Raw genomic sequence first — 26,726 nt, forward strand, 5'->3', positions numbered from 1 at the left:
TAGAAAACAGGTTGCCTTAACAAAGAAAAAGATAGATTCTCTGAAAACTTCAATAAGGAGTCAATTCAACCAATCTATCTCATTAATTTTTCATCTATCAACAATTTTAAATGCACAGAAAACTATTGATAAATATGAACCCAATTAGGTTCACTCATAAAGACCAGTTCGTTATTAGGGCCAATCGTCACACCTTCATACTGTGGTGCGCCTTCTAAAACTAACTCAGAAATCACTTGCCCATTAGCGGGATTAACCTGAATCACTTTTGAGCTCTCTTGGCTCACAATGATCAAGTTGTGAGTTCTAGTATCATAAGCCATTCCTGCACAATCGGTAATTACGCCACTGAAAGCACTTTCAGCATTAAAAGGTTCTACCACTGTTAAATCTGAATCATAAGACATTAAATCAGTCGGATCTGGCGTTGGCAGATCAAAATAAACAAGTTTCATCAAAGCATTTTGATTAGCACCAGTTCCTTCCTGACAGGCATATACTCGTGCTGGTTGGCTGCCGTCTGCGGGTCTAACGGCAACTCCCTCTAATCCTTTATTACTAACTGGACTAGGTGCCAATAAACGATAAGCTGGCGTTATATCGTAATTGCCATTGATGACTGTTGTTGTTTCATCAATCACCGCCTTATGAGCTACATTTGCTTCAGTAACTACCATGACTTGATTATCACCAACAAATGCCAAACCTTCAGTATCATTATTAATGTTACCACCTTTAGTAATTTTGCCCAGATAATTAAACTCGCTATCATAACGATAAATAGTAGCCGCATTATTTTGCACTACTAAATACTGTTGAAGTTCTGCATGCCAGGTAATTCCTGAACCGTTATTACCTATTTGGGATAACTGAAAGGGCACTTGTTTTTCAGTGTAGTTTTCAACTAAAACTTGAGGAGTAGTTGGTGTTTGAGGCACTTCAACATAAGCGTACCCGCTATCGCCATCGGAATAAACCGCTAAAACAGCATATTCGGTACAAGACTTTTGTTGATCTTGATAAACCAACTGATCTTTTTCTAAAACGGCTAACAAATTATTGTTATCAGAAACACAAATAACCTTCCAACCTGCCACACTATCTTTATTTAAACCCGATAAATGCTCCCAAGCGATTCGATGATAACTCTCTTTATTTTTTACCCTGACTACTAACGGTGGAATTTTATTGTCAATGTACCCCCAAAAATATTCAGACATGGATTGCCCTTGCTGAGCAGCACCTCGATCACCTGAAATATGAACAGTTCCGCCACCAACAGAGATTGCATCTGGGTTATCATAACGACGCATATTAGCGGCAATGATATCTTCACCACCAATTGGCCAGCGCCTAGCCGTTGTTACTTGATCATATCCGGTATCGCCATAAAATGTATCTGACTTGCCGCGAAAATAAAGCAAGGTTTCAGGTAAATATCTTGGTGGAGAACCAACATTCGCCTGACCAGGCACATCAGAAATTGTAACTGAATTTTGGAGAATCACATCGCTACTATCAAATGCTGCACCAGTACTAGTTTGCCCTTCAAAACCGCGTGCCTTACCAAAAAATGAATTTTCTACGTGAGTTTCTTTATCGGCCTGTAAAAGCCAATTACCACAACGACTAGATTGTGGGGTACATGTTCCTTCTGAATCATAAGAGACAATATGATCCCATATATGAATAGGCCCAGCCTTTTGATCCATCAAAGATAAAGACAACTTATTATTCACAGCTAATAAGCCTTCTGTCTTTAAAGTCGCAGGATCATTCTCACAACCTGTCGCCGGATAAGCTTCTAAACCCGCATAGTTTTTGTAGTGGGGCGCTGCAATGGCTAACACATCAAAAACAGTGTTATCTTGGCTTAAATGTGCACTATCACAATAGTTACTGAAACCGCCATAGGGTTGATCACCTCGATGCTCATCCAACCTGACAAAAGAACGTCTTGTAATAGAACCGGAAGTACTTCTGGTCATAATTCCATAACGATTATGTCCCCAGTCGTAACTATTTTGAAAAAGCGGCGTACCACCGTTAATCCGCATACCCGCTTTAGAACACTGACCACTTGCAGCTTCAGTAAAATTGGAACAGGCTCTACCTTCAGTTCCCGCGCCTGCAGCACCAACAAAATCAATTAACAAACGATTAGCTGGACCAACAGTTGAAAGAGATTCTCTTAAAACATCTTCAACCACAAATCCAACAACAGCAACATAATCAGTGGCAGAAAATTGAAAAGCATTTTTTTGCTTTGGAATATCGGCCTGTGCAGCACCACTAATTAATACACCACCAGGGGTGCGCGCTATTATGGTACTAAATTGAGTCGCAGTACCATTAGTAGGTGCGGTTGATTTAAAAGCATTTTCAAAAGATTCATCAGCAGTTACAGAAACTGGGTACAATCCATCGGGAAAGACGATTGTATCACCGCTGGACATGGCTTGACCCGCAACACCAATATAAGGAGATACACCACCTTCACCAGCAACTCTTAAACGACTGGTTCCGCTTCGATCTACGTGAACAACTAGCGAAGCATAAGCCGACTCAGTATAACTGCTACATTTGATTCGAATATGAAAACCTCGACCAAAATCCAATTGACTCGTATCCCAGGAAATTGCCCCAGTTTCTGAGTCAACTTTTACCTCATCATGGCCCATATCTTTTCTACAAATAGAAAAGTTACCTGATATTACCGGTTGGTAAGTAAACACTTCTCCAAAGTCAACTTCATGCATTCCCATGTCTTCAATCGATAAACTGCCGGCAGTACTTCGAAATATGGCTGAGACAGATTTGTCAGCCTCTATTTGCAAATTACAATCATCACCACCTGAACAATCACCTTCCCAACGATCAAAAATATAACCTTGCTCCGCAGTCGCATTCAGCTCAACACTGGTATTTTCATTAAAGGGTTCACTACAATCACTGCCACAATCTATACCCGCCGGCGTTGATACAACACGACCACCAACTGAGCTAGTAACGTTAAGAGAAAAAACAGTCTGTGATATTTCTGCAAAAGTGGCAGTAACACTACGCGCTTGATCCATTGTCACTATGCAACTTGCGGAACCTTCACAGTCGCCGCTCCAACTAGATAGTTCATACCCCGCAGCGGACGAAGCGATTAATGTTATTTGGGCATTTTCTGCGAATTCATGTTGGCAGTCATTACCACAATCGATACCTGCCGGACTAGACGAGATGCTGCCTTGGCCAGAAACCGAGGTGGTTAATTTAAATTGATTAACGGGATCAGGATTATCTGTCTCATTTCCACCTGAACCACCACACGCAGTCATTATAATTAATGCGCAAGCAAAAAATAATTCTTTTAAATTCAACTGTTTCTTTCTATTCATACAATCACTCTTTAGGTTGTTCTTTTGTGATGATAAATAGCAAAGTGAAATTTTTCGCTTTCAACTATGACAGAAATCCATAATCAATATTTATCACAAATCAATAAAAGGCTTAGAGAAGTTCCATTTCTCACAAGTAATCTTAATGAATATACAGAAAGCGTTATAGCGAGGTTTACACATTTTTAACAAAGGTTTGTACAAATTATATATAATCTCAGGATAAATAATAAAAGTCGTTAAGAGATATTCATCTTTAATTATTTTTTAAAAACTGGCGTAGCATAGTTAACCCATATTCAGACAACACCGACTCAGGGTGAAATTGTACTCCTTCAATCGGTAAGTCACGGTGTTTAATGCCCATAATATGCTGCAATTCACCTTTGTCGTTTTGAGTCCAGGCAGTTACAGTTAGACAATCCGGTAAATTGTTTTCATCTAATACTAAAGAGTGATAACGAGTTGCAAGAAATCCTTGCGGTAAATTAGAAAAAATACCTTGATCACTATGGTAGATTGGTGAAGTTTTACCATGCATTACTTTTTTAGCATTAATCACTTTTCCACCATACATTTGGCCAATTGCTTGATGTCCAAGGCAAACCCCTAAAATAGGTATAGTTTTTTGAAAAGCCTGAATAATATCTAATGATAATCCAGCTTGATCGGGCGCTTTCGGTCCGGGAGAAATGACTAGGTGGGAAGGCGCAAGTTGCTTAATTTCACTAAGGGTCAACTGATCATTACGTTTCACTATAACTTCAGCATCAAGCTTCTCTAAATAATGAACCAGGTTGTAGGTAAAAGAGTCGTAATTATCGACCATCAATATACGAGCATAACATCGGCTACTCACAACTCCACCCACTTTCACTGTCTATATCAATAAAAACTTGCTAATTACCTAAGCATCCTTTGCTTGTAGAATATTTGTTTTCATTTGCTTGATTGTAGATGCATAATCATCCGCATTGAAAATTGCAGAACCTGCAACAAAAGTATCGGCTCCGGCGGCAGCTATTTCGCCTATATTGTCAACTTTCACACCACCATCTACCTCTAAGCGAATATTCAAACCACTTTCATCAATTAATTTTCTTACTTGCTTTAATTTAGTTAGTGTCTGAGGAATAAACGACTGACCACCAAAACCAGGATTTACTGACATCAATAAAATGACATCTAGTTTGTCCATAACATGCTCAAGACAATGAAGACTGGTAGCAGGATTAAGCACTAAACCAGCTTGGCAGCCAGAACTTTTAATGAGTTGCAAAGTTCGATCAACATGTTCACTCGCTTCAGGGTGAAAGGTAATAATACTCGCTCCAGCTTGAGCAAAGTCAGGAATAATACGATCGACGGGTTTTACCATTAAATGTACATCAATCGGTGCTTTAATCCCATAGTTTCTTAATGCCTCACAAACCATTGGTCCAATAGTTAAGTTTGGCACATAATGATTATCCATCACGTCAAAATGTACCCAATCTGCACCAGCACTAATAACCGATTCAACATCTTCTCCAAGTTTAGCGAAATCTGCAGAAAGAATAGAAGGAGCAATTACAGGGGAAAGCATATTATTATCTCAATAACCTCAAAGAAGCACAATTTTATAAGAATGCCTGACAATATGCACAGAATTTTAAGTTTTTATCTAAATTCCACTGAACAGCCAACCATTAAAGGGTATGATTCAGGCTATTCTTATTTTAGACAATTGAACCTCTGTCAATTAACCACAATTTAAAGCAATGCCTCAATTAATTCATTATTTCATTCTGCTTGCGTTCTGTTTGTTTTCTCTGGAAAGCTCAGCAGCAGTTTTAGTTAAGGCAAAAATGTGGCCTAAAAATGCGACTTTAAATGTAGTCTTTGTCGATGGCACTCCTTTGCAAAAACAACGAGTGATGCAATATGCTCCTATCTGGACAAAAAACACTTCTCTGAAATTAAGTTTTTACGATAACTTTAAATCAGCCCCAACACTAAGCCATATAAGAATCAGCTTTCAAGCACATACAGGCTCAATTTTAGGTAATCATGGTAATTTAAATTCAAAATCACCAACCCTACAACTAGCAGAACTCAATCATATTGACTTATCTTCAGAAAGAGCTAAACGACTGATATTACACGAGTTTGGTCATGCTTTAGGTTTTGAACATGAATATAGAAATCCCAAGTGGCCATTTAGCCAAAGACCTATTCAGCAACAAATAAAGGCGTGTGAACCAAAAATGCAGGCTATTGGTCACACTACCTTAGAAGCACAAAACAAATGCAAAGAGATTAACTCAACTCTTAACGCTACTCTCATTTTCTCAACGGTTTACGATGAATTCTCAATCATGAACTACCCTTTGACTATTGATCTACAAAATAATCAGCAAAAAACAATTCATGCTAAAAGCCAATTATCTATACTCGACAAGCTAGCAATGGAACGCTGGTATGGAAAGTAAAATGAAACATTCATACGACTTGTTCATCTTTAATAATAAGAGTGTCAAATTATGAGGAAACTGTATGACAAAATTGCTTTTATTATGGCAGCAGATAATTCGCCCCCTAAATCAATCTTCAAATTGGATAGCAACATTATTTTTGCGCCTGATTCTTGCTTGGGAGTTTTTTGAAGCCGGCTTAATGAAGTTAAATGGTGAAAACTGGTTTGAAAACATTAAAGAAAATTTCCCTTTTCCTTTCAATTTAATTTCAACAGAAATCAGCTGGTTTATTGCAACCTGGTTTGAAGTGCTAGGCGGGATCGGTTTAGCGCTGGGGCTATTTACCCGATTCTGGTCATTGAGCCTTATTATTCTTTCTATTGTTGCTATTTTTGGCGTCCATTGGCCAACAGAGTGGAACACCTTGAGTGACTTGCTAAAAGGATATACCATTTCTGATAATGGTTTCGGTAATTACAAACTACCACTATTATTTATAGTGATGCTAATCCCACTGCTATTACAAGGCTCTGGTAAACTTTCGATAGACCATTGGCTTAACTGTTTTTTCAGAAAAATCAGCTAGATTTTTAAATTAAGAATAGGGAATGTCGAATATAAAAAATCAACATTTCCTAGTCATTTTTAACCATCCACCCTCTATTAAGATTAATTTATAAAACCCACCCTATTTGATAATGATTATCATTACTGATATAGTTATCATTAGCTAAAAGTAGTGAAATACGAACGATAATATAAAGCTCAAAATTTTAACACTTTTCTGCGATTATTCAGTGGATCTTACTCTGCGAACCAGTTAGGATCGCTCATCAATTAAGGGTATATATTACACTAATAAAAATACAATATGACAAATCAATGACCAACGAACATTTGGCCAATTAGATTAACTAATAGAATTTAAAATCTGCACATATTCCTAAAAATTAAAGACATTTGATGATTTTTACCCCAATTTTCGAGCTTTTTAGCAAATGCTGCCTACAATAATATAATACTTTATGTCATATTGAAGAAGCACCCAGAATCAAAAAAATCAACAGAATACTAGACTACTAAACCCAGAGAACTAAAATGCAAGAAAAGTACATTGATCGGATGCAACAAACCAGCCACCTATCAGGTGGAAGCGTTTCATACGTTGAAGAAATTTACGAACAATATTTAGAATCAAAAGACTCTGTTCCTGTTGAATGGCGCGATTATTTCGAATCCCTCATTAAAGAATCAGCAAACGGCCAACAAAAAGACATACCACACTCACCGATAAAACAGCAATTTTATGAATTAGCTCAAAAGAAAAAAATTAGTGGGACTGTTTCTTTAGAGCATGAAACCAAACAAGTAGCCGTATTAGAATTAATTGAATCATATCGAGTTAGAGGTCATCAAAAAGCAAACCTTGATCCACTCGGTTTAATGGAAAGACCACAAATTGCCGATCTAAATCTAGACTATCATGGCTTATCAGAGCTTGATCTATCTACCAAGTTTCAAACACAAACTCTCTATTTTGGGGGAGAGCAAGAAACATTAAAAGACATTGTCGATGGTCTTAATAAAACTTATTGCGCTTCTATTGGTGCTGAGTTCATGCATATTGTCGATAGTGCAGAGAAAAAATGGTTTCAAGAAAGACTAGAAGCCGTTCAATCACACCCCAAACTAGATAAAGAAACTAAGCTACATCTTTTTGATCGACTAATGGCTGCAGAAAGCTTAGAAAAATATTTAGGAGCCAAGTACCCAGGTGCAAAACGCTTTGGTTTAGAGGGAGGAGAAAGTTTAATTCCAATTGTTGACCAACTTATTCAAAAATCTGGTATTTACCAAGCCAAAGAAGTCGTTATTGGCATGGCTCACCGGGGTAGGCTTAACGTTTTAGTTAATATTCTAGGTAAAAAAACCGGCGAATTAATGGATGAGTTTGAAGGTAAAGCAGAATATGGAATGGGATCGGGTGATGTTAAATATCATCAGGGTTTTTCTTCAAACGTGATGACTCCTGGTGGCGAAATTCATTTAGCAATGGCTTTTAATCCAAGTCATTTAGAAATAGTCTCACCGGTTGTACAAGGCTCAGTAAGAGCCCGCCAAGACAAACGCAAAGACAAAAGTGGTGATACGGTTGTACCAATTATTATTCATGGTGATGCAGCCTTTTCAGGTCAAGGCGTTGTGATGGAAACTTTACAAATGTCTCAAACTCGCGCCTATAAAACAGGCGGCACAGTTCACATTATTGTTAATAATCAAGTCGGTTTTACCACCAGTAAAAAAGAAGATGCTCGCTCAACTGAATATTGCACCGATGTTGCAAAAGTCGTTGAAGCACCTATTTTACATGTTAATGGCGATGATCCTGAAGCCGTGTTATTTGTGAGCCAACTGGCTATCGACTATCGTTATCGTTTTAAAAAAGATGTCGTTATCGATTTAGTTTGTTACCGAAGAAGAGGGCACAATGAAGCCGACGAACCTTCAGGCACTCAGCCTCAAATGTATAATATTATTAAAAAGCTACCCAGCGTATACACACAATACAGCAACCAATTAGTAACAGAAAATCAGGTTAACTTAGAAGAAATTAAACAATTTACAGACAATTATCGCGCCAAACTTGATAAGGGTGATAGTGTTGTCAAAACGTTAGTACACAATCCCGATAGAGCCTTATATTTTGACTGGAGCCCATATCTCGGTCATCACTGGCAAACTCAATGCGATACCACATTTAATAAACAAAAGTTAGTTGAACTGGCCGAAGAATTTTGTTCAATGCCTGAAGGGCTGACGCTGCAACGGCAAGTCAAAAAAGTCATAGAAGATCGCTTACTTATGGCTCACGAGGAAATCCCTATCAACTGGGGGTTTGCTGAAACACTTGCCTATGCCAGTATTCTTAAGCAAGATAACTCCGTGAGAATAACCGGTCAAGATGTCGGACGAGGGACCTTTTCACACAGACACGCGGCATTGCACGATCAAAAAACTGGAGAAACCTATATTCCACTGCAACATCTAAAGAATGTGAATAGACGATTTACTATCTATGACTCTTTTCTTTCAGAGCTTGCAGTTTTAGGTTTTGAATATGGATACGCAACCACCAACCCTGCCACTATGGTTATCTGGGAAGCACAGTTTGGTGATTTTGCTAATGGCGCGCAAATGATTATCGATCAATTTATCACTAGTGGTGAACATAAGTGGGGACGATTATGTGGCCTGACTATGCTTCTTCCTCATGGGTATGAAGGACAAGGCCCCGAGCATTCATCGGCAAGGTTAGAACGTTTTCTACAACTTTGTGCTGAAGAAAATATTCAAGTTTGCGTGCCTACAACGCCCGCTCAAATATTTCACCTTTTACGGCGTCAAATCATTCGCCCGCTAAGAAGACCACTTATTGTCATGTCTCCAAAAAGTCTATTACGGCATAAAAAAGCGATATCAACAATGGATGAACTGGCTACTGGCTGCTTTCAAAATGTCATTGCTGAGACAGAATCTTTAACTGTAGAAAAGGTTACCAGGCTGATAATGTGTAGTGGTCGTGTTTATTATGATCTACTAGAAAAACGTGAAGCGCTCAGTGCAAAACATATTGCCATAGTAAGAATTGAGCAACTTTATCCGTTCCCTGAAAAAGAGCTATTGACGGCAATAAGCCAATATAAAAACCTTGAAAAAGTTTTATGGTGCCAAGAAGAGCCTCAAAATCAAGGCGCTTGGTTTAGTACCCATCATCATTTAAAAGACGTTGTTAGCCAACATAACGATAAACTTGTTGTTGAATTTGCAGGAAGAGAAGCCTCTGCTGCACCTGCGGCGGGTTATTTAGCATTGCATTTAAAACAATTAAAAGAATTCATTGATCAAGCAATTAACGGTTAATGATTTTAAAAAATTAAACTTATATTATTATAAAATTAGATCTGAAAGGAACCAATATGGCTACCGAAATAAAAGCTCCAACGTTTCCCGAATCTGTTGCAGATGGCACCATTGCTACCTGGCATAAAAAACCAGGTGAAGCGTTTGCTCGAGATGAATTAATCGTTGATATTGAAACTGATAAAGTTGTCATCGAAGTTGTAGCACCTGATGATGGCGTTTTAGGTGACATTGTGAAAGATGAAGGTGAAACAGTGCTTAGCGATGAAGTAATAGGCCACTTCAATGCAGGAGCATCGGCTCAACCGAAAAAAGAAGATAAGCCAGCAGATTCTCAACCTACAGAAGTTCAATCTTCCGATAGCGATTCCGCTTTAAGTCCAACCGTTCGCAAATTACTCAATGAATATGAAATTGATCCCAATCTCATTACAGGCACAGGAAAAAATGGACGTATCTTAAAAGAAGATGTCACCGCTTATATTGAAAACCGCTCAGCAGCTAAAACCAACAAAGCACCTGCTGCGGCTATTCCACAAGAATCTGCAGCAACTCAAGGCGATCGTTTTGAACGCAGAGAACCCATGTCTCGACTGCGAGCTAAAATAGCCAACCGACTGGTTGAAGCACAACAAAATATGGCCATGCTAACCACTTTTAATGAAGTTAACATGAAACCAATTATGGATTTGCGTAAAAAGTATAAAGATGATTTTGAAAAACGTCACAATGTACGTTTAGGTTTTATGTCATTTTTTGTCAGAGCATCAGTTGAAGCATTAAAACGTTTTCCCGCAGTCAATGCTTCTATTGATGGCAATGACATTATCTATCATAGTTACCAAGATGTAGGGGTAGCTGTTTCATCACCACGCGGTTTGGTCGTTCCTGTATTACGCAATGTCGATAATATGAGTTTGGCAGAAATTGAAAGTAACATACGACAATATGGCGAAAAAGCAGGTAGTGGAAAACTTTCAATGGATGATATGATGGGGGGAACGTTTACCGTTTCTAATGGTGGCGTTTTTGGCTCACTCATGTCAACACCGATTGTTAACCCGCCACAAACTGCTATTTTAGGTATGCATAAAATTCAAGAACGACCTATGGCTGTCAACGGAGAAGTGGTTATATTACCAATGATGTATTTAGCACTTTCTTATGATCACCGCTTGATTGATGGTAAAGAAGCTGTTGGATTTCTGGTAACTATCAAAGAATTATTAGAAGAGCCTGAGAGATTATTATTAGGTCTGTAATTTGAAAAGTGATTAATCAAGCCCATCTCTGATATACCATTAAGATGGGCTATGATTATAAAAACATCTAATAAAAAGCATCTAGCCCCAGACTACCTATCACCAACGACTTTATTATCGTAATAATAATGGTTTATATCTCTCGCGGTTGACTGAGTTGCTTCATCATAATCGGTTACTTCAAAACTGGCGGCATCAACTTTCAGCTTTTCGATCCGTTCATACTGGTGCACATAATAAACATTTTGACTGTCTCTTACATAACCCCGATCAAATATTTCAAAACTATCCGGATCAACGCCTTCAATTTCAAATGGTGGATCTGCCGATATATAATAGACTTTAGTTTGATCTCTAGCAAAATCATGATCATCAAACAATTCAAATGTAGCCGCGTCAGCCTGCGCTAGTATCTGCTTTTCTTTATAGAAAATTTGTTGGTTATCTTTTGCAATAAAATCACTTAAAGGTTGAAATGTCTTTCTGTCGACCGATGGTAAAGCGACACCGTAACTAAATACAATATACTCATCATTATTCACCGTATAAGTCCAACTATGGTGATCTTCAAAACCATTGAAATTTTGTGGATTTGCCTTTGGAATAATTTTACCATTATAAATAACCTGAGTATTGTTAAGCCAATAATCATTACTATTCACTCGTTGCTTTTGCAGGTTTTCGACAGATGCTCCTTCGACAAGTTTTCCTTGATAGTAGAGATTATTTTTATCGGCAGCATAGTCTGCTCTAGCTGGCAATCCCGTTTCGTCTTCTAGTATTTTAAATGAACTACTATCAGCGCCTGGAATTAATTTTGCTGAAAAGTAGGCTTGATTATCAGTTACAGAATACCCTGAATTAGTGATGCCTTTTTGTAAATTGAATAACAGTTTAAAATAACCAAAGAACCAGAATACAAGTAGGTTTATCAACGCGCAGATGCCGGCCAGTTTGAATCCACTCATTCCAAAATAGTTTCCACCTAATCCCCATAAAAGCAAAAATACACCTATGGGATAACACATAAACAAAAGCGTAGTCACAATACCTTTTTTATCATTGTCAAAGCCGGGCGCAGCAAACATCATAGGTGACATCATTAGCATTGCAGGCCAATACAATAAAACCAAAGTGATGACTATATTTATCGCTATTTGCATAAAATTTACCTACCTGATTTTCTAGCAATAGTATTTTAATTAATACGAGGCAGAGCACCATTATCCATTTAGAAGTTATCTGTAGTCAAATATTGAGTAACATATACATTACTTCTACATAAATAAGTATATTAGTACTTAGAAAGATAAAAATGTCTGAAAATTACAAAAGATTGTTTGAATTCTGAATATTGTTGATATATAAATAATTATTAGTTTTAAATTTTCACTCAAAAAAAATTTTAAATTAAAACAAGGAAAAATAATGAAAAAAATAATGGTACTTCTAGCACTAGGCGTATTTTCTCAATGGTCAAATGCAGGTTGTTTAGATGGAGTGACCACTAGCACAACAATCTACTCAAAAATTCGAGGCTTTTATGTTAATAGAGCACATAATGGTGAGAATCAACAGCATGTTGTAATTTTAGATAAAGCGAGTTGTTCTGCTGAACAATCGGGTGATGTTAGTATAACAAATGAAACTAAATCATATTACTATTTAGGTTTTAAGGAATCAGACAAAGCATTGTATTCTTTACTACTCTCTGCGCAAGCCCAAAATATTGAGCTTGAATTTAGAATAGGACAGCCTCTTCCTGGCAGTGGCGCTAATAGTATTGCATACATTATCTTTCCTAAACATGCACGTTCTCAATGATGTAAAAAGATAACATTCACTCTTAATTGTGCTAGTATAATTTAATATTTTAAGTGAGAAGAGTTAATAATGATAGTAGTAAAACCTAACTGGGCAAACGCGTAAGGCATTTCAATACCTTAATAACCGTTTTATTGAGCCCGGACTAGCTGGGAGCATTCAGCTCTTAATTTAGATTTTTATGACGCATTTGCGTCCAGGGTTTACTATGACTAATCATTTGTCTTTAACTCACTTAGGTTGGCAACCTTTTTTTCAACAACAAGTTTCCCTTGAAGAATGGGATTCAACACAGCCTGCTAGAATCATAGAGCAACATAAATTTACACTCACCGTTATCACAGAGCAGGGCGAGCAGAATTTACCGATAAAAACATCGATGCCACCACTCTCGGTCGGAGACTGGGTACTACTTGACCTGCACAATAACTTTGTCCGCGCCTTAGAACGTAAAAGTTGTTTTAAGCGAAAAGCACCCGGTAGTCAACTTGCTGAACAACTGATTGCAGCCAATATTGATACTGCATTTATCGTTTGTTCATTGAATGACGATTTTAATTTAAATCGGCTGGAACGGTATTTAACTATTGTCAATGAAGCAGGAGCAACGCCTGTGGTTGTGTTAACCAAGGAAGATATTTGCGAACACTCTAATCGACTAAAAACACAAGCTCAACAACTTGATCCCTTACTTTGTATAGCGTTAGTCAATTGCCTAGATAATAACTCGCTTAAAACACTTTTGCCTTGGTGCCAAACGGGCAAAACAATTGCATTATTGGGCTCTTCTGGTGCTGGAAAATCAACGCTTAGTAATGGTTTATTAGGTCAAGAGACACAACTAACAGGAATTATTCGAGAAGATGATGATAAAGGCCGACATACAACCACAAAGCGTAGTTTATTAATGATGCCAAACGGTGCAATGATTCTAGATACACCTGGCATGCGTGAACTACAATTATCTAACTGTGAGGATGGCATTGCTACAACTTTTGCGGATATTGAAACACTCGCGAAAAATTGTCGCTTTAATGACTGCCAACACAAAAGCGAACCAGGCTGTGCCGTAATCCAAGCGATCGATTCTCAACAACTAGAACAACGTCGATTTAACAATTATCTCAAGTTGACAAAAGAGCAAGCGATCAATAGTGCCAGTTTGTCTGAAAAACGGGCCAATGATAAAAAACTTAGTCAATATTATCATCGCGTTCAAAAGGAGAGCAAAAAAATAAAACGAGGGTAATTAGTATTTTCGCTATAAATTATCGGAAAACGATTATTTCTAATTAAGCTGCCACAATAATTCTATTGTGGCAGCTTAATACCAACTAAAACACAATTATTTTTCCGCTACATGTTGAACAATATCAATACGGAAACCCGCAGGGTCAGTAAGCATAAAATGAATCTGTCCCCAAGCCTCTTCTTTTAAATCCATGGCAAACTCTAAGTTAAGTTTTTTAGCTTCAGCGTAAGCTTTTGCAGCATCTTTAACTTCTAGTGATATTACATATCCTTCTGTTGACATAATCGAATGTAAAAACTGCGGCTGCGAGTTTAAGTCTGGCATTAGAAAACCAAGTTGTACACCGGTATCAGGCGAAACCAAATGCAAATAAAACGTCGCATCAAAAAATACAGCATTAAAACCAAAAACAGTTGTATAAAATTGTTTAACTGCCTCCAAGTCTGAGGTTACCATTACCGGAAACATTGCATCAATTTCTATCATTGGATCAACTCCTACCTATCATTAAAATTAAGTAGGAAAATAATCTCAGATTTAGCTTACTTTTTATTGTACAAAACGGACAAATTAACCAATTCTTTCGGCGTTAATCCCGACAACAATTTAAACTCTTTAATAAAATGAGACTGATCATAGTAATAATCAGACCAGTTAGTCTGTGCAGGGTACAAATTCATTTGCTTAAGTATCTGCTGAAATCGAAGTACCCTTGCAAACTCTCTAGGCGATAACCCTAAGTAAAGCTGGCTTAATCGACGTAATTGTCTAGATGACAAGCCAAATTCAGCACATTGCTTATTGGAAAGATCGATATGAGAGGAAATATTGTTTTGACAATATAAAATATAATTCACTAATCTCTTATCAAGAAAGACTTCTTTTATTTCATCCAATAATACTTGAGATACTAGCCGACAACGCGCTTTAAATTCAGTTGTTCGTATAATACAAGCTTGGACTTTTTCAAACAAAACATGAGGAATAATATCACTTGCTTTAATATTATCGCTAGACTCGGCCCAAACACCTAAAGGATCCTCAATAATACTCTGATGTCCTAGCAAGCGAAACCGAACACCAAAATAGGCAGTAGGTCCAGTTAATTCAAAAACAATAGATGATAAAAAAGGGGGAATAATATAACTATCTTCGGGTGTATCAACATTAATAATCCAATCAACACAGTTATCGGGTATGCTGCGATAATTATAATGACCGATCGGTACATTGAGTTGCCAAAAATTTTGTATCCAATAACTCAGCGGGTGAGTTGGCGGGTGAGTCCAATAAGCATCTCGAAATAAAACACCTCCCTGGAAGGTCGTATAATCAAAATCAATCGGCATAATTTTTTAACCCATCATGTTTCTAATAATGATGTTATTTCGTTTGTTCTAGCATCGACTTCTAATGGAGCGTCATAATATCCATATTTTATTATTTGGGAAAGATACTCTACCATGAAGTTTTCTATCGATCCCAATTTTTCATATTGATAAACATGTCTCAATTCATGAGAGAGAAGCCTTATACTCATTTGTCCTTGCCGAATATAAATCGAATGACCTAATGTTAAGCCAGCCATATTATCGCCCAATAATCCAGTAGCTAATGCCGCTTCTTTCAGTAAAACGTTTTTGGGTAAAGCTAGCGAAGGCGCTTCAAAAACCCGTACTTTTTCAGGGAAATTTACACCAACCATTTTTGCAATACGAATTTCTTCAACACTTAATGGTTTTCCTTCGTTTTGTATTTCATGACTTATTTGATTAGCCCATTCACATGCTAAAGGAAGGAGGGTATCTAAATTTGAAGCAAGATCCATCAATATAATTCCACTGTGGTTTGATCGCTATAGACTCTCAAACTAACATTAGATTTATTACTTATCAAAATCTTTTTCAAACTCGATAAGTTTTCTTACATTTAATTAAAACTTCTATTCTCCTAAAATTAATAGCAAGTATTTAAACTCGGTGGCTTACCATCTAACAAGATAGAAAATGCCTTTGCTCCACCAATAGGCGCACTCACAGCTAGCTTTGTTCCAGTGCTTTTTACATTGGTTACAAAGCACATTTGATCATAATAACTTTTATCGCAACATTGATTATTTTCATTGGTATCACCAGGCTCACAATTCCACGGCCCAGCAATTTGAAAGCCTGGAGAGCTACTTAGAGTCGGAGGACAAGAACATACAATTTCTCCTCGTTTAATATGCCCAAGCCCCGGAAAATATTGTCCTTGGGTACTTTGAAAACAAATTCCGCCATCACATTGTGCACCGTATGCCTGTGAACCTGATAGAGTCGGGCAAGTATAATATCCCATAGGAGGACCTAATTTTTCAATTTTAGGATTATAATCTGTTTCAATCTGCCGTGGGGTTGCATAGGTACTAACGGTAAATCCATTATTATTTCCGTCAAGCAATAAATTACAAACATTTTTAGATTGGCCATTCTCTTCATAATCAAAACTGATTGAAATACTTTTTTCATTCATTACATCACATTTACAATAAGCAACCCCATCCAAAGTCCAACAAGTTGCAGTTGCACAAAGCGCGAAGGTATTTGGTTGTTTATCCGAAATAGGACATTGAACTGTTTTAGACTGATAAGATTTCATTTTAGTTGGTGTTGACTGCGCGTTCACCAAAGGTAAAAACCAATAAATTCCAATTAGAAAAAATAGAGCCGTTGGTAAAGTAAACTTTTGAAACATCTGAATATTCCTTATTTAGATTTTAACTTAAAAGTATTTAACTAACTCAGTGTGATTATTCAATGATAACTATCACTCAATATTGCTGCTCACAGTCTAGAGATTGCTAACGAGTATAGAATACTGACTTTATTGTGCCAACCTAATGACAAAAATATTAGACATAACGATATCTCTTAATGAAATGACTGTGAAAATTTCCTTGTTATAATCATATTCTTGTATCAAAAAAATCTTTACCATATTGACTTATAATGATTCTAGCACTTTCCATATATCTTCTATTTGCTTAATTTGTTCTTCTGCACCAAACTGATAACTTACCTTTAATTCTTTACTCATAACTTTCACTTCATTAACAATCGTTTCCTGAATATTTTTCCATGGCGTTAATTGATGTTGGTTAATATATATTGACAACAATTCCATAATCACTTTTGAACTACACATCCAAAGCACATACTTAATTGGTGGCTCAGTACGTAATATTCGTTGTTTCTCGCTTGAGTAACTTGCATATCGCCAGAGTTTATCTGCCGCTCGATACGAGTTATTCAAATTATCTAATGATGGGTTGTTCGATTTAATTAATAGTAAATAACAAATCTCTAATGCATCAATAAAATTAATACCACGATACTGATGAGCAGTATCTCCAACTCCTTGAAAGTAATGTGTAAAATCTTCCATATATAATTTAGGAGAAGGAATAACTAAGTTATCAATCCAATCACTGATGTAAGGAAGCTTCCCCATACTGATACTTAAGTCATTATCATAAGTTTTAGGAAAAAATAATCTTAATGCTGCCAACCGATAATTAACCGCTCTAATATAATGCGCTTTGGCTTGCTTAAGTAAAATAGGTGTTTCATGATTAAAAAGCCTTGTAACAACTTGTCTTAATAATGTATAGGAATCTTGATTACCTCGATGTCCCCAATAATGGGCCGCACGTAATAATAAACGATAATCCTTTAGCTCAATCGGTGTGTCCACATCCATTAATGAGTCAGGAAGTTCACTTTCCAATAAAGATAATTCATTAGTAAAATCAGGATCTTGATCTAAAGGAATCGTTTCCTTATTTTTATATCGATTTTTTGATGCCACATTCACTAGATGATCAATTAAAAATATTTCATACCATTTAATGGTATCAACTACATTTTGATCAATTGCTCGATTTTTCTTTTTTAATTCTTGTCCAACAAGAATAGCTTGCTTAAATAGCTCAACGGCTTCTTCACCTTTTTCTTTTGGCATTGCATAGTATGCATGTCCCAACAACTTAGCAATGATAAACTGATTTAACCCTGTATATTGATCTTTTTTAAGTAAATAGTTTTTAATTGATTCTAAATTAGGTAATAAAAAATCTTGAATTTCCGAATCATAAACAAACTGATGAAATCGGTAGTTTTCAAACCAAAAATTCAAGCATAAATTAAGTCTTTCCGTTGTTGGAAAAAGTTGACGGCGCTCATCAACTAAAGGCGTTAATAAACCCGAAATAGCTCGTAACTCAGCCGTTAAATCTTTAGGTTTAGTTTGCGAGCTTTTAGCGTGACTGACACGATGATCATCAACCATATTTTTAGCAAATATTATTGAAGAGTTTATAAATTCAGACTCTATTTGCAATAGTTCTAAAGAATTTTCAGAAGTCAATTTCCATTGATTACGCACAAAATCATAAATCACTTCATGGAGAATAAAATAATAGTTTTGTTGGCTACTTCTCTGTTCAATTAAGCAAAGGTTTAGTAATTCATTTAATGATGCCGGTTTTTGATCATTATGGTTAAACTCACTAACAACAATTTTTAATTCCGGTTGTTCAGTCCGTATATGTTTAATACATTGTTTATAAACTCGGTGGGGAATTGGAATACGAGGAAATAAAGAAAAAAGTAATAATAGCAATTGAGATTGTTTAGAAACTGCATTAAAACTGAGATCAAAAGCAGCCCTTAAAGAATGTGGATATTCGTCAATTAAGTAGTCTCCACTTACCTGATTGGCGCCATATTGATTAATTTTTTCACATAATACACTTAAATCTTTAATCTGATGCGTTTTAGCATAGGAAGCGATCAAAGCTATTGAAAGAGCATGTCCACCTAGCAGTTCTGTAACTAATAATTGTAATTGTTGATCTTGGGCATTGAGTAATGTTTGCCCAGATCGCTCGATAAATAATAACCCTGCATCTTCTGCATTAAGCGGTGTTAGTCTCATAGGCTCGGCCTTAATTTTTAATATTTTCTTTCTACTTGTCAGCAAAAAATGAATATTAGTGTCCGTTGTTTGAGGTAAAAATTTTGCAACATTGGCATCATGCGGCACATCATCTAATATTAATAAACACTTTTTTCTAAATCGATAACTTAAAAGCCGCCAATAGTAATTCAACTTAGTTTCTTGTTTATTAGCCAAGCGTTTATCATATTCTGCAATTTTACAACTTTTTATACAAAATTCTTCTAGTTGTTTAGCCGGACTACCTTGATTAAAATCAATCCAAAAAATACAACTATATTCAGATTGATACTGATGCGCATATTCTAAACTAAGGCTGGTTTTTCCTTGTCCTCCAATCGCATTCAAACTAACGCCTATGATAGCAACACGTTTATGTTTTTTGCTCAGTAAACCATGAATACTGGACAGCTCGGCCTTTCTCCCTATAAATTGAACATTGGGTTGAGGAAAGTTGTAAACTTTATCATAGCTAAACCATTCCTCAGCACTTAGCGAAAAATAACGAAAAATCAAAGGAATATTTAACCGCACACTCGCAGGTAAATATTTATAATCACCTTGTTTAAAGTAACCTAATTTTGCATATTGTGTCGCTTGACGATGATCAATTACCGTTGACTCATCACGCTCATCAAAATTTTTTTTCCCCTCCATGAGCTCTCGAACATCTTTTTCAAGCACTTCAGTGTAATGATAAAGATACCAAAGCAAACAAAAAAAATCATGTTTAGTACATAACTCAGCTTGTATTTTTTTAATTAGTGCCTCCATATCTCTTTATCACCTTAAAATAATACCAAAAACATTGTAACCCACTGAATTTTAACAAGTTAACAGTTTTCTAGCCACACTGTAATGCCACCCCGTAAATCATACAATAACAATCGTTAATTAACAAAATATCACTAACCAAAGAAAGCAGCGCTGCCTTCGTTCACTGGAGAATTCCAAATGAAGGCGAAACAATTAAGAAAAGAGATAGATACGTTTGGCGATAAAATTGAAGCCATTTTAACTCAACCAACAACAATGGAGCAGTCAATTAAAAATCTGGAAGATAGTATTAATCAGTTTACCGATACCAAACTAACTCAGGTTTTAATAGGAATTAGTCAATTAAAGAATAGTAGTCGGTTATTAAAAGAGATTGCCGCTCATTCATATCAACATGGAAACGGTTTTTTTAAACTGGTAATCCTTGATAAAAATGGCTACAAGCTAAGACTCCATATCTGGAGCAATGGGAATGTGGGCAAGGAAACCATTCATAATCATCGCTGGTGGTTTGCTTCTAGAGTTGTTGCAGGTCATATTGAATCAGAAATGTGGGAGCTAGGCGGAGTTAATGATGTTAAATTGCAGTCATTACTTTATTTTTCTGGAGAAAAATATGGTCAAAAACCAATAGCGTTAGGAACAGCTCAATTATATAAGAAGCATATAATCAAGCATACTTCTGGAGATAGTTATTTTTTGCCACCTGATAAGCTACACGCAATTGTTGGGACATCAAAAGGAGTAACGGCAACTTTAATGGTAACAACACATCCTTGTCGCACATTTAATGAAATGTATACTAATCAAAATATTGATGTGACCAAACAGAAGTCAACGCCAGAAGAAGTAAAAAAAGCAATTCTTTCATTATTAGCTGTTATCAAATAAAAAAGCCCCAACAGGGGCTTTTTTATTAATATATTTGAAGCGTTAATATCAATGATAAATAACTGGTTTAATAAATCGTATTTTTCATATGCTCAGGGTAATTTTTATCATAGGCTTCACCATCAAATTCATTATTGTGCTCTTTAGAAAAATGTTGTGCCATCTGACCCGCTGTCGGCAATTCCGTTCGATCAATATAAACAGAGCTATCCCAAAGTTGAGAACGAGCAATTGCTTTTTGACATTGAAAATAGGCTTTTTCTACCGAAATACTCAACACACTACTGGCGGGCTTGTTATTCATTGAAAAAGAATCACAAAGCTTATTATCTGTAATAATTTCAGCAGTACCACTAACACGGATCGTTTCACCCACATTAGGAATAATAAAAATTAATCCTACATTGGGGTTAACAATAATATTACGCAAAGAATCTAAACGATTATTACCCCGTCTATCAGGGATCAGTAAATTCTTTTTGTTAACCACTCTAACAAAACCGGCAGGATCTCCACGAGAAGAACAATCGATACCTTTTTCACCATAAGTTGCGAGTATTAAAAATGGGCAAGCTTCAATAAACTGTTGATAATATTCATTGATATAATCAATTTCTTTCCATAAAGCACGTTCAACAGGCGGGCCATATAATGCATCAAGTTCTTCTAAGGTAGAAATTTTTGACATGACGTTAAACCTACTTTAGTCAAATTTTTTAAAAATTGGAAAATTAATAGTATTGCTGTCTGAATCAACTCATCAGATAATGAACATATTGATACTTTTATTCTATTCAATCAACTAAAAGTTTGTCTGTAAGGAAAAACAAGCAAAATCAAGTAACTTGATTTTGCTTGACATCATGATTATTCGTGGTAATACGAATTCGTCCCAGAATAGATATAAGTGCATTTACCATTTTCATCCCATTGATAATAAAGATAAGACTCGTTACTTAAACCTCTAATTTGCTCAACATGATGTGCTTGAGTGGTTGTGCAATATCCTGACGTGCCGGCCGCATTTCTAGAGTGACAAATGCCATAAGGGTTGTTTGTTACTCCAACATAAGCACAACCTATATACTGTTGGTTATCAGCACTATTTCTTGCTCCTACTAATGAACCATAAGCTGTTTTTGTCCCTGTATTAACACTAACCTGTGTATGGTTAACATATCCAGCAAAAGCACTAGGGCTAATAAGAGTGGTGAGTAAAACAATTGATTTTAACTTCATAATATGACCTCCATGTATAGTCAAGTTTTGTTGTCCACTAAAAGCAGAGTGCTTGTAGTGTTTACAATAAAGCACCTGGTTGCATAACCAGGTTACCATTATTGATCGCTATAATAAGTTTTTGTAAAACTTTATGATGTTCGTCAGCTGACATTTGGGCCATAGTTTGTCTGAGAGTTATAGCACCATTTTGATCAAGCGTACCGGCGATCAAAATATTATCAACAGCGATTGCACCTTTTTCATTTGCTTGATTAATCGTTTCTGACAACTCTAATAAATTAGTTTCTTGTTTTTTTACTTTAATTAGATTTGGCTGAATATTTTCATCGTTAGTTAAATAAGTTTCAATATTTTTTAGCTGCCCGCTTAACGCTTGCACCTGCTCTGATAAATAATAATACTGCTGCTCTACCTCACTAAGCTGAGTTGATTTATTGTTTTTTAAGTAAACTTGGGAATATTCTCTGTTGAAATTATTTTTTTCGGTGCTTTTTTTTAAAAATATAAAGAGGAGAGTAGTGTTAAAAATAAGAACAATTGCAAATATAAAATTAATCCATTTCATCAAAAAATCCTTGTCAGCCAATATTTTTAAGTCGCTAAAGAATAATACTTTTACTTGAGATATCCAAGAGCGATTCTCTGCTATTGCTGTAAGTTAACAACTAGTTTTAAATTAATAAATCTCAAATGTAAATTTTAACAATAACTTTGACATAGTAATTCGGCCATTGAATTATAATTAGATTGATTGTTCTTTTCTATTTTAGTCTTCAGTTGATTAATCAAATTACAATTTAAATTTATTTAACTCTATGGTTAATTTTTTTGTACTTTTCGATACACCACTCAATAATTCAGCGATATCATTCACTTCAACCATAGACTCATTAGCTAAGGTTCTTAATTGAATAATATTACGATCCATTTCACTAGATGTCGCACTTTGTTGCTCCATTGCTGTTGCAATACTTTCTATAGCTTGAGAAACAACAGTTTCTAGTTTCATTGCATCATGTAAATGCTGATTCACATCCTCTATATTGTTTTGAGTTTCTGAGGTCTGCTTGCAACCGTTAAGCACACTATTTTCTGCCTTTTCAGCCATAGATTGTAAATTTTCAACTGTCATTTGAATTTGAGTAATTGACTCTTGTGTTCTGTGTGCCAGAGCACGAACTTCATCTGCTACCACTGCAAATCCCCGTCCTTGTTCTCCTGCACGAGCGGCTTCAATAGCAGCATTTAAAGCAAGTAAGTTTGTTTGCTCTGAAATTGATTTAATAACATCGAGTATTACGCCTATTTGATCACTTTGTCCTCGCAGTTCTGCAATAACACTACCAATATCACTCATTTCATTATTTAACTGTTTAATTTGTTCAACACTTGTTTGCATTTGTTCCCTAGAATCGCCGAGTTGCTGGTTAGTTTGTCGCGAACTTTCGGCTGCATCTTCTGTATTCATACAAATATCTCTGATGCTGCTACTCATTTCATTAATGGCAGTTGCAATCATTTCAGATTGCTCTTCTTGGGCTTTTATTTTATTAACTATGATATTAGTCTTTGATTGTACATTAAGATTAGATTCATCAACTTCTGATGCGGCATTAATTACATTTTTGACGATATTACGAAATGTTGTTAAAAATCGATTAAAATTATAAGCAACTCGACCAATTTCATCCCTGCGACCAGTTTCCAATTTAATCGTTAAATCTCCTTCTCCATCAGCTAACTCAGAAAAGGCTTTATACAAAGAGTTAGTTCTGCTTAAAACAACCCGACTAAACAAAAAGAATACTAATACTCCGATCATTAAAGTAACAATTATCGTTCCCGCAATAATCATTGTGCGTGTTTGATTAGAAATATCATACACTTCTTCTAGCGGTTTAATTACCTCTAAAACTCCGCGAACATCTCCTAACTTCCAATTATTTTTCGGTGTTTGAGGATGAGAGTTATGACAATCGACACACCCTTGCGCCTGCATGGTATCAGCAATTGCGACTCTCATAACTTCTTGATTATTAATTTTTGAATGTTCAATAAAAGTCTTTTTGGGGCTATTAACCAATGCTTCCCAAGCTCTTTGCTGAAAACTATCTAACTGGCGGTTAGAGCGATTAGGAAAAGGGAAGGGACTATAAAGCTTAATTTGTGTCCCCGTATCACTAAGAATCTCACTTAAATCATGAATCATTGTTGCAGGTAATGGTATCCGGTTTTGCTTACCTGAATACTCATAGTGTGGTTCCATACCAAAAGATTTTGCTTTCGCTATAACATTCTTAGTGTAATAACCACGTAATGTCTTAAATTGTTCAACTGTGCGTTTCGCATCTTGAATACGCGCATCAATCATTGTTGCTTCGGTTACCTGTGGTAACAGTACCGCAACACACACAGCTAACAATATCAGAACCAATACTATTGGAAATAAAAAATTTTTTAACATTTAAATGGATTAACCAGCAAAGCTTTTAATAAAGTTAGTATAGTTAATCACTTAAAAAAAGATAAAAGCACAGCTTGGTAAATGGTAGTTTTAATTAATATAATTATAATAAATATTTTTTTTATAATTATATTTGAAATGCTTTGATTGGAAAATCACAGGGAGAGATTAAAAGAGGGGAGAAGCTCCCCTCTGAAATATAACTAAGACTAGTTAGCTTTTAGGTTTATTGTAACACCTGAAGCATTAGTGTAACCACGTAAATCAATATACCAAGTCCCCGCTTTAGGAGCATTGAAAGTACAAACTTCGTTATTACCATTTCTGTATGGTCGGCAATCATAATTACTTGTTGTTGACTGAGATCCATAGTTCACATAAAGATCTGCATCACCAGTGCCACCAGACATAGTAATGGTCATCTTAGAATAACCCGCTGCAAGCTGTTGGGTATAACGCTTCCATTGTCCTTGAGATACGGAAATATTAGTTTCCGTTGCATCAATAGGATCATTACCAGGATCGCCGCCAGTTGTGTAACTACCAACTATGCTCACTCCAGAAAAGCTGCTGTATGCTTTTAAACGCACATAGTAAGTACCGCCAGTTGAAGAGCCTGTACAAGATTCAGAATTACCATTTTTATAAGGACGGCAATCGTAACTGCTATCTGTTGGCTTAGAACCAAATTTAACATATAAATCTGCATCACCAGAACCACCGCTCATATTAAATTTGATGTTTGTTGCGCCAGAAGGCACAGCTAATGTGTAAACAATTTCCCCACCTCGATTAGCACTTAAGTTTGTTTTAGCTACACCATTTTGTAACTTGCCACCTGGAGTTGGATCTGGATCTGGATCAGGATCACTGCCTACACCTGGATTATACAGTGATGTACCAGCACAGTTCTTTTGACCATTGGGGCTTTCTAACCAAAAATTGTTACAGTTAGTATCGTAATTACTATTACCAGCATTCACTCTAAATCCAGATAAACGAACATTATTCAACGATACATAAGAGCCATTTCTCTTTAGACTGAAGTGTTGGTGTGGGCCTGTTGATTGACCACCTTGACATAAAGCCTGATTTTTATTGCTTGCATAATTAGCAATACTCTGATTACGACTCACACTTTGGTTTGTTGAAAATTGAATGTTATCTAAATGGTAATACTGAGTCGACCAACCATCTGCATGAATAACTTCCATATTACAACTTGAATGTCTTTTGACAGTACCAGGTGCAGAAGCTTTCACCCAAAGATTACTTAAATCGCTTCCCCATGAACCACCGTTATGTAAATCAAGAGAAGAGTACACAGTACCACTACCAGTATTTGAGTGAGTACCACCATAGCGCCATGAACTTCCTACCGGGTAAGGTAACTGTAATAAGTTAGAAGGTGGAACTAGTGATGGGTTTTGCTGCGACGTCATTGCTGAACTTGAAGTGAGTTCATTAGCAGGAAATAACTTATAGAATTTTTCTGCAAATAGCTCTCCAGCATTTTGCGCTGATGCACTCTGATTAAAGCTTGGTGAAGAAGAAATAAGCTCTGTTAGTGAGCGTGCATCTGCCGTTTGTAAAACACCATTATCACGATATTGATAGTGCAATTTTGCTAAACGCATAGCAACATCTCTAGTTTGCTCTCGAAAACTGGTTTCTTCAGATAAATCACCAAATGGGCGTGACATAGCTTGTCCGTCTTCAATGCTCACTAATGATGTTTGATGTTCCATTAAAGCAATTAAAACTTTAGGGCTAATACTTGAGTATCCAGCCCAGTGAGAGATAGTTTCTGCATAAGGTGCTAAATGCGGCGCTTTGTCATTTAGATAGTTTTCAATGTTAAAATTGAACATCTGATCAGTGGTATAAATTAAATCTTGCTCTTGTAACGATTGAGTTGCCGAATGTGCATTAAAACACAACATAGCAATCAACGCTGGAGCAATATATTTTTTTGGCTTAAACATCTGGTTCTCCGCTTTTTTAGTATATTTTAGTTTTCAATCTTTCAATCCACTCACACCTGAGAACAAAAACACAATACATCTCAGATACGGCAAAGATTATTCTAATTGGTGCAATATTTCAATTAAATAGACTTCTTTTAGGTAATATGTCACAGATTTAAGGTTATAAAATTACAATTTCCTTTTACAATTTTATTCACCATATATGTAACGCGAAATAATATTAAGTTTCATTCTAAACGACAAAATATTTATAATCCTTTAAAAT

21 protein-coding genes are annotated in these 26,726 nt (G+C 36.1%); 7 read left to right on the forward strand and 14 right to left on the reverse strand.

Annotation, left to right across the window (positions count from 1 at the left end):
• Positions 1–122: 122 nt before the first annotated feature.
• From ACT5E3_RS24475 to rpe, 3 genes are all read right to left on the reverse strand, one after another.
• A complete protein-coding gene (locus ACT5E3_RS24475) occupies positions 123–3,389 on the reverse strand; it encodes an InlB B-repeat-containing protein (RefSeq protein WP_444996193.1) in 3,267 nt (1,088 codons plus the stop codon).
• A 256-nt stretch (positions 3,390–3,645) separates the two neighbouring features.
• Complete coding sequence (locus ACT5E3_RS24480) at positions 3,646–4,248, reverse strand: anthranilate synthase component II (protein WP_444996194.1); 603 nt, start codon at positions 4,246–4,248, stop codon at positions 3,646–3,648.
• A 48-nt stretch (positions 4,249–4,296) separates the two neighbouring features.
• Positions 4,297–4,974: a ribulose-phosphate 3-epimerase gene (rpe, locus tag ACT5E3_RS24485; protein ID WP_444996195.1), complete on the reverse strand. Its 678-nt coding sequence runs from the start codon at positions 4,972–4,974 to the stop codon at positions 4,297–4,299.
• Between the two features lie 175 nt (positions 4,975–5,149).
• On the opposite strand from rpe, the gene ACT5E3_RS24490 reads away from it, so the two are divergent.
• The 4 genes from ACT5E3_RS24490 to odhB all read left to right on the forward strand — a co-directional run bounded on the left by ACT5E3_RS24490 (position 5,150) and on the right by odhB (position 11,028).
• Positions 5,150–5,860, forward strand: coding sequence for a hypothetical protein (locus ACT5E3_RS24490; RefSeq protein ID WP_444996196.1), 711 nt, complete (start codon positions 5,150–5,152; stop codon positions 5,858–5,860).
• Between the two features lie 64 nt (positions 5,861–5,924).
• Positions 5,925–6,431: an HvfX family Cu-binding RiPP maturation protein gene (locus ACT5E3_RS24495; RefSeq protein WP_444996197.1), complete on the forward strand. Its 507-nt coding sequence runs from the start codon at positions 5,925–5,927 to the stop codon at positions 6,429–6,431.
• 512 nt (positions 6,432–6,943) lie between these two features.
• Positions 6,944–9,766 carry a 2-oxoglutarate dehydrogenase E1 component gene (locus ACT5E3_RS24500; protein ID WP_444996198.1) on the forward strand — a complete coding sequence of 941 codons (2,823 nt, stop codon included), beginning with the start codon at positions 6,944–6,946 and terminating at the stop codon, positions 9,764–9,766.
• Between the two features lie 56 nt (positions 9,767–9,822).
• On the forward strand, positions 9,823–11,028 hold the full coding sequence (gene odhB, locus ACT5E3_RS24505; RefSeq protein WP_444996199.1) for a 2-oxoglutarate dehydrogenase complex dihydrolipoyllysine-residue succinyltransferase: 1,206 nt from the start codon (positions 9,823–9,825) through the stop codon (positions 11,026–11,028).
• A 92-nt stretch (positions 11,029–11,120) separates the two neighbouring features.
• Here the strand turns inward: odhB and ACT5E3_RS24510 are convergent, their stop codons facing one another.
• Positions 11,121–12,191, reverse strand: a complete 1,071-nt coding sequence (locus tag ACT5E3_RS24510) for a DKNYY domain-containing protein (RefSeq protein ID WP_444996200.1) — start codon at positions 12,189–12,191, stop codon at positions 11,121–11,123.
• A 265-nt stretch (positions 12,192–12,456) separates the two neighbouring features.
• Between ACT5E3_RS24510 and ACT5E3_RS24515 the strand changes: the two genes are divergently transcribed.
• Together ACT5E3_RS24515 and rsgA are read left to right on the forward strand one after the other, a co-directional pair.
• Positions 12,457–12,852, forward strand: coding sequence for a hypothetical protein (locus ACT5E3_RS24515; protein ID WP_444996201.1), 396 nt, complete (start codon positions 12,457–12,459; stop codon positions 12,850–12,852).
• Positions 12,853–13,060: 208 nt separating this feature from the next.
• A complete protein-coding gene (gene rsgA, locus ACT5E3_RS24520) occupies positions 13,061–14,101 on the forward strand; it encodes a ribosome small subunit-dependent GTPase A (RefSeq protein ID WP_444996202.1) in 1,041 nt (346 codons plus the stop codon).
• Between the two features lie 96 nt (positions 14,102–14,197).
• On the opposite strand, the gene ACT5E3_RS24525 is transcribed toward rsgA, so the two are convergent.
• From ACT5E3_RS24525 to ACT5E3_RS24545, 5 genes are all read right to left on the reverse strand, one after another.
• Positions 14,198–14,590, reverse strand: a complete 393-nt coding sequence (locus tag ACT5E3_RS24525; protein ID WP_444996203.1) for a VOC family protein — start codon at positions 14,588–14,590, stop codon at positions 14,198–14,200.
• 56 nt (positions 14,591–14,646) lie between these two features.
• Complete coding sequence (locus ACT5E3_RS24530; protein ID WP_444996204.1) at positions 14,647–15,453, reverse strand: DUF6597 domain-containing transcriptional factor; 807 nt, start codon at positions 15,451–15,453, stop codon at positions 14,647–14,649.
• 14 nt (positions 15,454–15,467) lie between these two features.
• Positions 15,468–15,932 carry a hypothetical protein gene (locus ACT5E3_RS24535; protein WP_444996205.1) on the reverse strand — a complete coding sequence of 155 codons (465 nt, stop codon included), beginning with the start codon at positions 15,930–15,932 and terminating at the stop codon, positions 15,468–15,470.
• 128 nt (positions 15,933–16,060) lie between these two features.
• Positions 16,061–16,837 (reverse strand): hypothetical protein, encoded by a 777-nt coding sequence (locus ACT5E3_RS24540; protein ID WP_444996206.1) that lies wholly within the window; start codon positions 16,835–16,837, stop codon positions 16,061–16,063.
• Positions 16,838–17,086: 249 nt separating this feature from the next.
• Positions 17,087–19,873, reverse strand: a complete 2,787-nt coding sequence (locus ACT5E3_RS24545) for an NB-ARC domain-containing protein (RefSeq protein ID WP_444996207.1) — start codon at positions 19,871–19,873, stop codon at positions 17,087–17,089.
• A gap of 180 nt (positions 19,874–20,053) precedes the next feature.
• Here ACT5E3_RS24545 and ACT5E3_RS24550 point away from each other — a divergent pair, with 180 nt between their 5' ends.
• A complete protein-coding gene (locus ACT5E3_RS24550; RefSeq protein WP_444996208.1) occupies positions 20,054–20,767 on the forward strand; it encodes a hypothetical protein in 714 nt (237 codons plus the stop codon).
• A gap of 67 nt (positions 20,768–20,834) precedes the next feature.
• Here the strand turns inward: ACT5E3_RS24550 and ACT5E3_RS24555 are convergent, their stop codons facing one another.
• The 5 genes from ACT5E3_RS24555 to ACT5E3_RS24575 form a co-directional block, all read right to left on the reverse strand.
• A complete protein-coding gene (locus ACT5E3_RS24555; RefSeq protein WP_444996209.1) occupies positions 20,835–21,455 on the reverse strand; it encodes a pyridoxamine 5'-phosphate oxidase family protein in 621 nt (206 codons plus the stop codon).
• Between the two features lie 179 nt (positions 21,456–21,634).
• A complete protein-coding gene (locus ACT5E3_RS24560; RefSeq protein WP_444996210.1) occupies positions 21,635–22,006 on the reverse strand; it encodes a hypothetical protein in 372 nt (123 codons plus the stop codon).
• Positions 22,007–22,067: 61 nt separating this feature from the next.
• Positions 22,068–22,574 carry a hypothetical protein gene (locus ACT5E3_RS24565; RefSeq protein ID WP_444996211.1) on the reverse strand — a complete coding sequence of 169 codons (507 nt, stop codon included), beginning with the start codon at positions 22,572–22,574 and terminating at the stop codon, positions 22,068–22,070.
• Between the two features lie 225 nt (positions 22,575–22,799).
• Entirely contained in the window at positions 22,800–24,473 is a 1,674-nt protein-coding gene (locus ACT5E3_RS24570; protein WP_444996212.1) for a methyl-accepting chemotaxis protein, read from the reverse strand.
• Between the two features lie 209 nt (positions 24,474–24,682).
• Positions 24,683–26,458 (reverse strand): pre-peptidase C-terminal domain-containing protein, encoded by a 1,776-nt coding sequence (locus tag ACT5E3_RS24575; RefSeq protein ID WP_444996213.1) that lies wholly within the window; start codon positions 26,456–26,458, stop codon positions 24,683–24,685.
• Between the last annotated feature and the right edge of the window lie 268 nt (positions 26,459–26,726).

This window comes from Aliikangiella litoralis (assembly GCF_052495765.1).